The organism is Gallaecimonas pentaromativorans (genome assembly GCF_003751625.1).
GTDB lineage: Bacteria > Pseudomonadota > Gammaproteobacteria > Enterobacterales > Gallaecimonadaceae > Gallaecimonas > Gallaecimonas pentaromativorans.
Map to the genome: position 1 here is coordinate 328,646 of NZ_RJUL01000002.1, position 12,596 is coordinate 341,241.

Consider the following 12,596-nt stretch of genomic DNA (forward strand, 5'->3'; position numbering starts at 1 on the left):
CAGTGAATGAGCCAATTTTTGGTGGTGACCGCCGTCGGTGAAGACAGGCCCGGTATCGTCAATGAACTGGTCAAGATGGCCAGTCAGTGCAACTGCAACATCGTCGATAGCCGCATGGCCATTCTGGGCAACGAGTTTACCCTGATTATGCTGATCAGCGGAGACTGGAATGCGGTAGCCCGCCTGGAAAGCCAACTGCCGGTGATGGCCCGTGACCACAACCTGCTGACCATGATGAAACGCACCGGCCAACACCAGGCTGCCAGCTACGCCCATCGCCTGGAACTGGCCGCTGTCACCCCCGACCGCCCTGGGGTCATTTCCCAGGTCACCCAGTTCCTGGCCGAAAAGCAGTTGGACATCTCGGCGCTCTCAGCCAGCACCGAGGGTGAACAATTGCACATGGCGGTGCGTATCAACCTGCCCGATGGGGCCGATCTGGGGGAGTTTGAAGCGAGCCTTGCTCCCCTGGCACAGGCGGCCAGCCTCGATATCCAACTGTCCCATCTGACCCCCCTGACCGAAATTCGTCATAAGGAGTGATGATGTCCATTAATCCCCTTAACGCCGGCGACAAAGCCCCGGCCTTTTCCCTTGCCGACCAAGACGGCAACACCGTTAGCCTTGGCGACTTTGCCGGCCAGCAGCTGCTGGTGTACTTCTACCCCAAGGCCAGTACCCCCGGCTGCACCGTGCAGGCGTGTGGCCTTCGCGACACCTTGGGCGAGCTCAAGGCCAAGGGCGTCGCGGTGCTGGGCATCAGCCCGGATCCGGTCAAGCGCCTTAAAAACTTTGAGCAAAAGCAGTCTCTTAACTTCCCACTGCTGGCCGACGAAGACCACCAGGTGGCCGAGGCCTTTGGGGTGTGGGGGCTGAAAAAATTCATGGGCCGCGAGTTTGACGGTATCCACCGCCTGAGCTTTTTGATTGGCCCAGACGGCACCGTGCGCCACCGTTTTGATAAGTTCAAAACCAGTGACCACCACCAGGTGGTGCTGGACTGGCTGGCACAGCACGGCTGACAAAAAGGTGCCTTAGGCACCTTTTTTTACACCCAAACCCTTGGTATGACAGCGCATTAAGGCGATATTCATCACCATGGAGCGACAACAACAAGGGCACCTTGTTAGCCCTTTGGAGGAAAGATGAAAGTGCTCGCCGCCGTGGCCCTGTTGGCCGCCTCTACCCTACCCGCCCACGCTGCCGATTTTGGTAGCAAGTTGGGCGGCCTCTTGAAAAGCAGCACCAGCCAAACCCAGCAGCAGGGCGACCTTATCAGCACCCTGGTGTCGTCTCTTGGGGTCACCCAAGGTCAGGCCGAAGGTGGTACCGGCGCCATCATGGCCATGGCCAAAGACAAAATGAGCAGTGCCGACTTTGGCAAGCTCAGCGACATCATCCCCAACATGGGCGATCTCCTTAAAGCTGCCCCCGATGCCGCTGCTGTGGATTCCGACCAGCAAGATGGCGGCACCTCCAGCCTGCTGGGCAAGGCCACCTCCATGCTGGGGGACAACTATGGCCTGGAAGATCTCAACGGCGCCTTTGAATCCCTCGGCATGGACTCGGGCATGGTGCGCCAGTTCCTGCCCACCATCCTCGATTACGTGCAGTCAAAAGGCGGCACCGCCCTGATGCAGAGCCTGAAAACGGCGCTGCTGGGGGGTTAAATAAGAAGGGGGCTGCCAGCCCCCTTCTTTTTTCGTGATTAAGCCCGCTTTTCACCACCATCGTCGCCGGCATCCAAAAAGCCGCCGGACTGGCGCTGCCAGAGCTGGGCATAAATGCCGCCTTGGGCCAGGAGCTGTTCATGGCTGCCCACTTCCACTATCTGGCCTCTGTCCATCACCACTAATTTATCCATAGCGGCGATGGTAGACAGGCGATGGGCGATGGCAATCACGGTTTTATTCGCCATCAGCCGGTAGAGGTTTTCCTGGATAGCCGCTTCCACTTCCGAGTCCAGGGCCGAGGTGGCCTCGTCCAGAATAAGAATGGGCGCGTCCTTGAGCATCACCCTAGCGATGGCAATACGCTGGCGCTGGCCACCGGAGAGCTTCACCCCCCGCTCCCCTACATGGGCCTCAAAGCCGGTGCGCCCGGCGGCGTCGGTCAGGCCGCCGATAAAGGCTTCGGCCTCGGCGCGCTTGGCGGCCTGGTGCATCATCTCGTCGCTGGCGTCGGGGCGCCCGTAAAGGATGTTGTCCCGCACCGAGCGGTGCAGCAAGGAGGTGTCCTGGGTGACCATACCGATTTGCGCGCGCAGGCTGTCTTGGGTCACGGCGCTGATGTCCTGGCCGTCGATGAGGATGCGCCCGCCTTCAAGGTCGTAAAAGCGCAGCAGCAGGTTCACCAGCGTTGACTTGCCAGCGCCGGAGCGGCCAATCAGTCCCACCTTTTCGCCAGGCTTGATGTCGAGATTGAGCTGCTCGATAACGCCGCTTTCCTTGCCGTAATGAAAACGGATGTCCTCAAAGCGAATGCCACCCTGGCTTACTGCCAGCGGCTCGGCGTCGGGTTTATCTTCCACCAGCCTTGGCACCGAAATCGAGCCGATGCCGTCTTGCACCGTGCCGATGTTTTCAAAAAGCGCCGACACTTCCCACATGATCCACTGGGACATGCCCCACAGCCGCAGCACCAGGCCAAGGGCCACCGCCACCGCACCGATGGACACCGCCTGATGCAGCCACAGCCACAGCGCCAGAGCCGCCACCGAGAACAGCAGCAGCGCGTTGAGGATATAAAGCGCGATGTTGAGCTTGGTTACCAGCCGCATCTGGGCGTAAACGGTGCCCATAAAGCCGCGCATGCCTTCTTCGGCGTAGTCGGCCTCGCGCTTGCCGTGGGAGAAGAGTTTCACGGTCTGGATATTGGTGTAGCTGTCGACAATGCGCCCGGTCATCAAGGAGCGGGCATCGGCCTGCACCGCCGACACCTTGGAGAGCTTGGGCACGAAATAGCGCAGCATCCCCAGGTAACAAAGCAGCCACATGGCCAGCGGCAGCACCAGCCGCCAGTCGGCGCTACCGACAATCACCAGGGTGCCGAGAAAATACACCGCCACGTAATTGAGCACGTCCAGAAGCTTCATCACGCATTCGCGCACCGCCAGCGCCGTTTGCATCATCTTGGTGGCAACCCGGCCGGCGAACTCGTCTTGATAAAAGGCCAGAGACTGCTTCAGAAGATAGCGGTGCACCATCCAGCGGATGCGCATCGGGAAGTTGCCAATCAGGGTTTGGAAGTTCACCAGCGAATGCAGGCCGACAAAAGCCGGCAACGCTACCAGCACCACCAGCGCCATCAGGGTCAGTTTGAGGCCTTCGTCTTTTAGGAAGGTCTCGCGGTTAAGGCCGGACAACCAGTCAACAATGTTGCCCATAAAGCCAAACAGCCACACTTCGGTGACCGCCACCAGCGCCATCATCAGCGCCGCCAGGCCCAGGTAGGGCCAGGCGCCCTTGGTGTAATGCAGACAAAACGCCACCAGGGTGCGGGGCGGAATGGTGGGCTCGTCCTTGGGCAAAGGATCCAGTCGTCGCTCAAACCAGCCGAACATAAAATCTCGAACCTCTTACAAAAGTGGCGCAAGGATACACCCTCAAGGTGCCTGGGGCGATGGCTGCCGGTGAAATGCACTTATGAGTAAAATGGCCTAATGGCAGTGCATCTGTCCCGGCCTTGCGATATAACCAAGCCACTAATCTTGCCCAGGAGCAGACGATGATCGATTTTCGCAGTGACACCGTAACCCAGCCCAGCCCAGAGATGCGCCATGCCATGGCCCAGGCCTTGGTGGGGGACGATGTGTACGGCGACGACCCCACCGTCAACGCCCTGGAAGCCTTTGCCTGCGACAAGTTGGGCTTTGAGGCGGCGCTATTTACCAGCTCCGGCACCCAGGCCAACCTGCTGGCGCTGATGAGCCATTGCGAGCGCGGCGAGGAATACATCTGCGGCCAGCAGGCCCACAACTACAAATACGAAGCCGGCGGCGCGGCGGTGCTGGGCAGTATCCAGCCCCAGCCCATCGACAACGCCGCCGACGGCTCCCTGCCTCTTGAGGCCATTGAAGCGGCCATCAAGGCCGACGACTTCCACTTCGCTCGTACCCGGCTGGTGTCGCTGGAAAACACCATCGGCGGCAAGGTGCTGAGCCTTGATTACCAAGCCCAGGTAGCCGCCCTTTGCCAAGCACGCGGCCTGAAACTGCACCTCGATGGCGCCCGGGTCTTTAACGCCGCCGTCGCCCTTGGGGTGGATATCAAGCTCATCGCCAAACACTACGACTCCATGAGTGTGTGCCTGTCCAAAGGCCTGGGGGCGCCTATCGGTTCGCTGCTGATGGGCGACAGCGCCTTTATTGCCAAAGCCCGGCGCCTTCGCAAGATGCTGGGCGGCGGCATGCGCCAGGCCGGCATCATTGCCGCCGCGGCCCATATCGCGCTGGATAAAATGCCCGAGCGCCTGCATTTTGACCACGACAACGCCCAACTGCTGGCCGAACGACTAAGGGCCATCCCGGCCCTTGAGGTCACCACCACCCCCACCAACATCCTTTATGCCCGCTGCCGCCGCGACCGGGCCCAAGAGTTAAAAGCCTTCTTGCAAAACCGCGGCATTCTCATCAACGCCGGCGCCCCCATCCGCTTTGTGACCCATCTGGGGATCACCAGCCAGGATGTGGAAACCCTGGCCGCCGCCATCGCGGATTTCTACCGGTGTCACTGACCCTTCGCGATTATCGCCCCGCCGACGCCAAGGCACTGGCCGAGCTCTTTTACGACAGCGTGCACCGCTCGGCCCTTGGCCCCTATACCCAGGCGCAGCTCGACGCCTGGGCTCCCTACCCCATCGACCACGTGCTGTGGCAACGCCGGCTGGATTTATTGCGGCCACTGGTGGCCGAACAAGACGGCGCCCCGGTGGGCTTTATGACCATGGAGCCCTCTGGCCTGATTGGCCTAGCCTTTACCAGCACCGAACACCAACGCCAGGGGGTGGCCCAGGCACTCTTTGACGCTCTTGAAGCCAAGGCTCGCCGCCAAGGCATTCATCTACTGACCGTGGATGCCTCGAAATTGGCCAAACCCTTCTTTTTAAAACAAGGCTTTAAAGTCACCAGCGAAAATCAGGTACAGCGCCAGGGCAAGGTACTGGTGAACTGGACCATGGAAAAATCCTTGGAAGACTGAGCCTTTCCCCCAGCGAAACCGCCAACCAACTCCTATTTTTTGCATTAAACTCCGCCTCCGTTTCGGGGGCCTGTATCGGCAACAGCGAGGGTTTAATGATGTCCGACAAAGATTCCTTGATGAGAGCCCGGTTGGAAAAGGCCAACGCCCTGATGCTGTGGGTGATGGGGCTAAGTTTCCTGTTCAGCCTCTACCTTGCCAGTTGGTATGGCATGTGGGGCCAGGCGCTGGGCTTTGGGCTGGTATTGTTGGCCCTGGCGGCTTTGCTGCGTTCTACCCTGGGCCGTCACCGCGCCAGCGGCCCTTTGATGGCGATATTGCAGATGGCCATGGTGGCCCTGCAAATCCACTTGGCCCATGGCCTTATCGAGATCCATTTCGGGGTCTTTGTGATGCTGGCCGTTTTGACAGTCTATCGCCAGATAGAAACCCTGCTGAGCGGCGCCGTCACCATCGCCCTTCATCACCTGCTGTTTTGCCTGCTCCAGGCCGAGGGCTACCCGGTGTGGCTGTTCAACCACATGGGCAATCACTGGTTTACCGTGACCCTGCACGCCGCCTACGTGGTGGTGGAAACCATCGTGCTGGTAACAGTGGCTTTGCAATCGCGCCAGGAGCACCTGCAAGGCGACTTGCTGAGCGAAACCAGCCAGGCCATGACCGGCCAGCAAGGGGTGATTAACCTCGACGTGGACGTGCCGCCGCTCACCGGGGTGCTAAAGCGCTTTCGCGACCTCATCAGCGCCCTGGTCAGCCTTGGCCGCTCACTGGTGCGGGAAAAAGAAGCCCTTGGCCAGCTTAACCAAGACCTGGTGCGCCAGAGCCAGCTTATTGGCCAGCAAAGCCAGGCCAGCGCCCAGGCGCTTGACGAACTGGCCGGCGCCGTGGAGGAGATGTCGGCCTCGGCTAACCACATTGCCGAAAGCGCCGAGCAGGCCCAGCGCTTTGTAGGCGAAGCGGTAACCCAGCAGCAACAGGCCAGAGCCGCCACCGACACCGCCGCCTCGGCCAGTGTCGAGATGCGCCAACAAATTGGCCAGACTGCCGCGTTGCTGGGAGACGTTAATCAAGCCAGCAGCGCCATCAGCAAGGTGCTGGACGTAATAACCGAAATCGCCGACAAAACCAATCTGCTGGCCTTGAACGCCGCCATAGAAGCGGCCCGGGCCGGGGATCTGGGCCGCGGCTTTGCGGTGGTGGCCGACGAAGTGCGGGCGCTGGCCGCCCAAACCCAAAGCTCCACCGGGGAAATTGCCAACTTCATCAGCACCTTGCAGCAAAAGGTGGCATCGTCGGTCAATGCCATGCGCGAGTGTGAGAAAAAAGCCGGGCTCAGCGAGGAGGCAGCGCTCAATGTGGCCGAGCGCATCAATGCCAGCCAGCAGACCCTGGAGCTTGGCAGCAATCAAATCACCCAGGTGGCATCAGCCACCCACCAGCAGCACCAACTGGCCCAAGGTATGGCCGGTGGCGCCAGTGAAATGCGCAGCCGCCAGCAGCAAATCGATACCGCCATCCAGGCCCTGGATGCACTGACCCGGCAGATAAGCGAGCAGGAGCAGAACATGGCTCGCCAGCTCGGGATGCTTTATCTCCCCCGCCTTAGCAACTGAAAAAAAGGCTCCCGAGGGAGCCTTTTTCATGCCGCTTCGCCCGCGCCGCTTTCTTCGGGCTCGGGGATGGGCCAGGCGTTGAGTACGGCTTTAACCAGGGTGGCCAGGGGGATGGCGAAAAACACCCCCCAAAAACCCCAAATGCCGCCGAAAAACAGTACCGCCAGGATGATAAAGATAGGGTGCAGGTTAACTGCCTCGGAAAAGAGGATGGGCACCAGCACGTTGCCGTCCAGGGCTTGGATCACCCCGTAGGCCACCATCAGGTAGATAAAGGTGCTGTCGAGCCCCCACTGCACCGCTGCCACCAGCGCCACTGGAATGGTAACCACCACCGCGCCGATGTAAGGGATAAGCACCGACAACCCCACCGCCAGCCCCAGCAGCACCGAGTAGCGCAGGCCAAAGATGGCAAAGGTGATGTAACTGGCCACCCCCACCACGATGATCTCCAGCACCTTGCCGCGGATGTAGTTGACGATCTGCACGTTCATCTCGTGCCACACCTGTTGGGCCAGTTTGCGGTTGCGGGGCATGAAACGCTGCAGGCCGCCAACCAGGCTTTGCTTGTCTTTTAGCAAAAAGAACATCAGCAGCGGCACCAGGATGAGGTAAATCAAAATGGCCACCACGTTGCCAAGAGAGCCGACGGTAAAACCAAGGGCAGTCTGGGCCCAGGTAATGAGCGTCTTTTGCGACTCGTCCACCAGGGTTTTCACCTGCTCGGGCTGCACCAGGCTTGGGTAGCGGTCGGGCAGCTCCAGCACAAAGCTGCGCACATGGTCGAGCATGTTGGGCAGTTCTTTAACGAGGTTGGAGGTTTGGGTCCAAAGGGTGGGCAGCAAAAACACCATGATCATCAGGCACAGCCCGATAAAAAGCAGCATCACCACCACCGTGGCCAGGGTGCGGCTCATTTTCAAATTGGCCAGTTTTTGTACCGGCCATTCCAGCAGGTAGGCCAGCACCAACGCCACCAGCAGCGGCGCCATGACATTGCCAAGCAAATAGATGGCCAAAAAGCCGAATACCAACAGCAAAAACAGGGTGATGGCATTAGGGTCTGAAAAGCGGCGACGGAACCAGTCAAGCACCAAGGATTTCAAAGCATCTCCCGGAAGGTAGTGTGGCGTGTCGAGGATGGCACAGCCAGGTTAAGGGCAACCTGAAACACCGTGCAAAGCCCGTGAGGCGTTATGTGTTGTGATAGGGCCTTGGCCATTTTGGCCAGGGCGCCCTTGGGCGACCTCATTATGCGGGGAGAACCTGTCGGAAACAAACAGGACTTTTTGTGGTCCAGTTGGTATGTTGTATAGGCCCGCCAAAGCGAGTCAAGTGAATGAAGCATAAAGGAATCATAGCGGCCCTGCTGAGCGTGGCCATGGTCAGCCCCCTGCCGGTGGCGGCCAATAGCGATCTGCCCCAGATAGGTACCGCAGGCCTGTCTGTACTGAGCCTCGAAAAAGAAGAATTGCTCGGAGAACTCTACACCTACCAACTGCGCGCTCAAGCCCCCATGGTGCGTGACCCGCTGGTCACCGAATATATCCAGGCCCTGGGCCACCGGTTGGTGTCTCACGCCGATAACGTCAATTATCCTTTTGATTTCATGGTGCTCAACGTCAACGAGTTGAACGCCTTCGCCTATTTTGGCGGCCACGTGGCCATCTTTACCAAGATCATCACCGAAGCCGACGACGAAGACGAACTGGCCTCGGTGATGGCGCACGAGATCTCTCACGTGACCCAGCGCCATCTGGCCCGCAAGATGGAAGAAAGCCAAAAGAGCATGCCGCTGACCATCGCCAGCATCGTCGGCTCCATCTTGGTGGGCATTGCCAACCCGGAGCTGGGCATGGCCGGTTTGCAGGCCTCCATCGCCGCCAACCAGCAGTTCAGCATCAACTACACCCGCTCCAACGAGGCCGAGGCTGACCGGGTAGGCTTTAATACCCTCTACCATTCGGGGTTCGACCCCATGGCCATGGCCGACTTCTTCCAAAAGCTGGTGGACCAATACCGCTTTGTATCCAAGCCGCCGGAATTCTTGCTCGACCACCCGTTGTCCGAAACCCGGGTAGCCCAGGCCCGTACCCGTGCCATGCAGCTGCCCAAGGTGATCCGCAAACCCTCCCTGGATTTCGAGCTGGTCAAGATGCTGCTGCGCACCCAGTACGGCGATCCGCCGGACAAGGTTAAACCGCGCCTGGAAAACGAGTTAAAGAACCACGAATACGTCTTTGAAGAGGCCATCCACTATGGCCTTGGCCAGGTGGCCCTGATGTCTGACGACTACCAAGGCGCCCTGGATATCGCCAACAAGCTGCTCAAGGCCTCGCCCCACAGCCTCTATTACAAATCGCTCAAGGTCGACGCCCTTATCGGCCTTGACCGCGGGGAAGAAGCGGCCCGCTTTTTGGCCCCCGAGGCCGAGATCCGCCCCAACAGCCCGGTGGTGGCCCTTAACCTTGCCAACGCCTGGGTGCGAGCCGACAAAGGCAGCGAGGCCATCAAGGTGCTGGAGCCTTATCTTTATATTCACCCTGATGATTCCCTGGCTATGGATCTCATGATCCAGGCTCAGGCCCAGGTGAAGGATGTGGGCGAGCGCGAAGCCTGGCAGGCCGAAAAGCTGGCCTATCTTGGCGCCTTTGACCGCGCCATCGGCCATTTCAACAACGCCTACAAGGCGCTGGGCGACAACGTTATCGAGCAGCGGCGCATCGAAGGGCGTATCGCCCAGCTTCGGGCCAAAAAAGCCCGCTTCGAGGCCTTGCAGCGCCGTTAGCACCCATGGGCTCGGGCCGTTACAATAGGCCAGAGCCCAAAGGAGACACAGATGCAGCTTTACCATAACCCCCGTTGTTCCAAGTCCCGCGAAACCCTGGCCCTTTTGGAACAACAAGGCCAGGCCCCTGAGCTGGTGCTCTATCTGGAAAAAAGCCCGGATGTGGCCACCCTCAAGGCACTGCTTACCAAGCTTGGCTTTAGTTCGGCCCGCCAACTGATGCGCACCAAAGAAGATCTTTACAAGGAGCTGGGGCTGGCCGAGGTGAACGACGAAGCGGCGCTGCTTAACGCCATGAGCGAGCACCCCAAACTGATTGAACGGCCGATTTTGGTCAACGGCGACAAGGCGCGCATCGGCCGCCCGCCCGAGCAGGTGCTGGAGATCCTATGAGCCCGGTGCTGGTGCTCTATTACAGTAAAACCGGCGCTACCCGTCAGATGGCACGGCTTATTGCCCGCGGTATCGAAGAAGAAGGGGTAGAAACCTGGCTGCGCACCGTCGAAGAAGGCGGTGAAGACCCGCAAATTGCCGCCGATGAGCTGAAAAACGCCAGCGCCCTAGCCCTTGGCAGCCCCACCCGCTTTGGCGGCATGGCCGCGCCCATGAAGGCCTTTTGGGACAGCACCGCCAGCGACTGGCTGGCTGGCAGCCTGGTGGATAAACCGGCCTGCGTCTTCACCTCCGCTGGCAGCCTGCACGGCGGCCATGAGAGCACCTTGCTGGCGATGATGGTGCCGCTCTTGCACCACGGCATGATGGTGCTGGGCCTGCCCTACACCGAGCCTGCCCTGCATCATACCCACACCGGCGGCACCCCTTATGGCCCCAGCCACTGGGCCGAGCACGGCGCCATCAGCCATGATGAAAAGGCCCTGTGCCTGGCCATGGGCCGGCGCCTGGCCAGAACCGCCAAGGCGCTTTGCGCCTGATCTTCGGCCGCCGTCCCCTGGCGGCCTGCTTTCCTTTACAAGGCGCCACTTCCCCTGCCCTGGCAAAGCACTTGATTTGCAGCTAAAAACACCACAACCTCTTTACATCATGACAACCAGAGAGTGTGGCGATGCAGTTATTTACAAGGACGATTGGGCCTGTTGGTGCCTGCCTGCTGATGCTAAGCGGCTGCGGCGGTGGCGGCTCCAGTGGCGTGAGTGACGTGGTTACCCAGCCGGTAACCGAGCTTACCATCAGCGGCGACAGCCAGGCCCTGACCGGCGATGCGGTGGGCCTGGTCGCCACCTTGCCCCAGGGCAGTTACCGCCAATACAGCTGGACCCAGCTAAGCGGCCCCACTGTCGAACTGCTCTCAGCCGGGACTGCCGGTATCGGCTTTGACGCCAGCCAGGCCGGCAGTTACCAGTTTCGCTTTACCGCTACCCGCAGTGACGGCAGCACCTTGAGTAAAGACGCCAGCCTGACCGTTACCGACACCAGCGCCCCCCAGGCGCAGCTGCGGGTTGACCGGGCGGTAAGCGAAGGGGCCGAATTTTCCCTGCGCCTCAACGCCACCGGCATCAGCAATGTCAGCAGCTGGTCGTTTCGCCAGCTCTCCGGGCCCAGCGCCACCCTGGAAACCAGCAGTAGCGAGCCGGTATTGTTTGTGACCGCCCCCCAAGTGAGCGGCGATGCGGTAATGACCTTTGAAGGCACGGCACAAACCGACGCTGGTACGCTGACCGACACCGCTTATATTGTGGTGCGTAACCGCGCCGAGGTAACCAGCCCCTATTTTTGCAATGGCAGCGGCGATAACTGCGCCACCACCAGCCCCCTGGCCTATGTCAGGCCCTACCGCAGCGACAGCCCCTACGCCAGCGTGCTGGCAAATTGCGTTTATTCAAACCAGCTAACCGCCAATAACCTTTGCACTATCAATACCCTGCCGCCACTTGGGCTAAACACCGACACCCCCAGCGTGGACGCCATTCTCGATAGGGTGCTGGTGTCCAATACCTGGATGGGCGAGCGCTTTGCCTACTTTTTGGAAAACCTCGACCCGAACGACGACTTTAAAACCCTGCTGGGGGCCACCACCGCCATCGTGATTTCCAGCGACGTGCGCCCGTCTTTCTACTGGGCCCTGACCGGCACCATCTACCTTGACCCGGACAGCCTGTGGCTGACCCCGGCCGAGCGGGATCTCATCAACGAGCAGCCCGACTACCGGGCCGGTTTTGGCGACGACTTGCAGTTCGTGATGCCCTGGCGCTATGTCAAAGATGACGCCTACGCCTTCTCCAGCACCGATCCCCAGGCCCGCCAGACCCGCACCATCGAAGCCATGGGCCTGGATTTAGGCTCGCTGCTCTATCACGAACTGAGCCACGCCAACGATTTTATGTCTCAGGCCAAGCGCCAGACCGGCCTTAGCGGCAGCGATACCTTCCTGACCGCTGCCACCAACCCGCCGCTGCTCTCAGATCAGCTCACCAACGGCTATCCGCTGCAATCCAATGAGATGTACGGCCTGGGCCAGGTACGCTTTTTTGGCGACAACGCCGATGTTACCCAACAAGGCTACCTGCCAAGCGATGTGGCCGGGTTCTTCTTCCCGGACCGGGCCAACGATTTTTACAACTACGCCAGCACCCGCGAAGACTTGGCCATGCTTTTTGAAGAAACCATGATGAAGCTGCGCTACGGCATAGACCGGGATATCGCGGTCACCAACAACCCCGCTTCTCCCACCAGCAGCAATGATTACCTGGTTTATCGCGGCCAGCGTAACCGCATCGGCGCCGCCAATATTCGCCCTCGGGCGCTGTTTGCGGTGCAAAACATCTTGCCCCAGGTCTACGACGATGCCGCAGCCCTGCTAACCGGCCTCACCCCCACCGAGCTTTGCAGCAATGAGGGCTGGCTGGATAACCTCACCCCGGCCTGCGCCACCAGCCTTGGGGTGTTGAGCAAGCGGGCGCGGGTGAGCGACACCCCGGTGCCCTACCGCTTGTTGCAGCGCGCCCACGACCGAGTGCTGCCCCTTCCCAAGCCCTGACA

The 12,596-nt window shown here is 60.2% G+C and carries 12 protein-coding genes; 10 read left to right on the forward strand and 2 right to left on the reverse strand.

Annotation, left to right across the window (positions count from 1 at the left end; all coding sequences use genetic code 11):
- Nucleotides 1-6 precede the first annotated feature (6 nt).
- The 3 genes from EDC28_RS04345 (at nt 7) to EDC28_RS04355 (ending at nt 1,670) form a co-directional block, all read left to right on the forward strand.
- A complete protein-coding gene (locus EDC28_RS04345; RefSeq protein WP_050658743.1) occupies nt 7-543 on the forward strand; it encodes a glycine cleavage system transcriptional repressor in 537 nt (178 codons plus the stop codon).
- Nucleotides 544-551: 8 nt separating this feature from the next.
- On the forward strand, nt 552-1,022 hold the full coding sequence (gene bcp, locus EDC28_RS04350) for a thioredoxin-dependent thiol peroxidase (protein WP_050658777.1): 471 nt from the start codon (nt 552-554) through the stop codon (nt 1,020-1,022).
- Between the two features lie 123 nt (nt 1,023-1,145).
- The gene (locus EDC28_RS04355; protein WP_050658744.1) at nt 1,146-1,670 is read left to right on the forward strand and encodes a DUF2780 domain-containing protein; all 525 of its coding nucleotides are present in this window, start codon (nt 1,146-1,148) and stop codon (nt 1,668-1,670) included.
- A gap of 38 nt (nt 1,671-1,708) precedes the next feature.
- Here EDC28_RS04355 and EDC28_RS04360 read toward each other — a convergent pair whose 3' ends face one another.
- Nucleotides 1,709-3,562 (reverse strand): ABC transporter ATP-binding protein, encoded by a 1,854-nt coding sequence (locus EDC28_RS04360; RefSeq protein WP_123420791.1) that lies wholly within the window; start codon nt 3,560-3,562, stop codon nt 1,709-1,711.
- A gap of 164 nt (nt 3,563-3,726) precedes the next feature.
- On the opposite strand from EDC28_RS04360, the gene ltaE reads away from it, so the two are divergent.
- The 3 genes from ltaE to EDC28_RS20405 all read left to right on the forward strand — a co-directional run bounded on the left by ltaE (nt 3,727) and on the right by EDC28_RS20405 (nt 6,811).
- Nucleotides 3,727-4,734, forward strand: coding sequence for a low-specificity L-threonine aldolase (gene ltaE, locus EDC28_RS04365; protein ID WP_123420792.1), 1,008 nt, complete (start codon nt 3,727-3,729; stop codon nt 4,732-4,734).
- Complete coding sequence (locus EDC28_RS04370; protein WP_123420793.1) at nt 4,725-5,198, forward strand: GNAT family N-acetyltransferase; 474 nt, start codon at nt 4,725-4,727, stop codon at nt 5,196-5,198. The genes ltaE and EDC28_RS04370 overlap by 10 nt, the downstream gene beginning before the upstream one ends.
- A 119-nt stretch (nt 5,199-5,317) precedes the next feature.
- A complete protein-coding gene (locus EDC28_RS20405) occupies nt 5,318-6,811 on the forward strand; it encodes a methyl-accepting chemotaxis protein (protein ID WP_170164028.1) in 1,494 nt (497 codons plus the stop codon).
- Nucleotides 6,812-6,837: 26 nt separating this feature from the next.
- Here EDC28_RS20405 and EDC28_RS04380 read toward each other — a convergent pair whose 3' ends face one another.
- A complete protein-coding gene (locus EDC28_RS04380; RefSeq protein WP_123420795.1) occupies nt 6,838-7,917 on the reverse strand; it encodes an AI-2E family transporter in 1,080 nt (359 codons plus the stop codon).
- 233 nt (nt 7,918-8,150) lie between these two features.
- Here EDC28_RS04380 and EDC28_RS04385 point away from each other — a divergent pair, with 233 nt between their 5' ends.
- The 4 genes from EDC28_RS04385 (at nt 8,151) to EDC28_RS04400 (ending at nt 12,594) form a co-directional block, all read left to right on the forward strand.
- A complete protein-coding gene (locus EDC28_RS04385) occupies nt 8,151-9,599 on the forward strand; it encodes a M48 family metalloprotease (protein WP_123420796.1) in 1,449 nt (482 codons plus the stop codon).
- A 51-nt stretch (nt 9,600-9,650) separates the two neighbouring features.
- A complete protein-coding gene (gene arsC, locus EDC28_RS04390) occupies nt 9,651-9,992 on the forward strand; it encodes an arsenate reductase (glutaredoxin) (protein ID WP_123420797.1) in 342 nt (113 codons plus the stop codon).
- Entirely contained in the window at nt 9,989-10,531 is a 543-nt protein-coding gene (locus EDC28_RS04395; RefSeq protein ID WP_050658752.1) for a flavodoxin family protein, read from the forward strand. Before arsC ends, EDC28_RS04395 begins: the two co-directional genes overlap by 4 nt.
- 131 nt (nt 10,532-10,662) lie before the next feature.
- Nucleotides 10,663-12,594, forward strand: a complete 1,932-nt coding sequence (locus tag EDC28_RS04400) for a PKD domain-containing protein (protein ID WP_211355717.1) — start codon at nt 10,663-10,665, stop codon at nt 12,592-12,594.
- Nucleotides 12,595-12,596 lie beyond the last annotated feature (2 nt).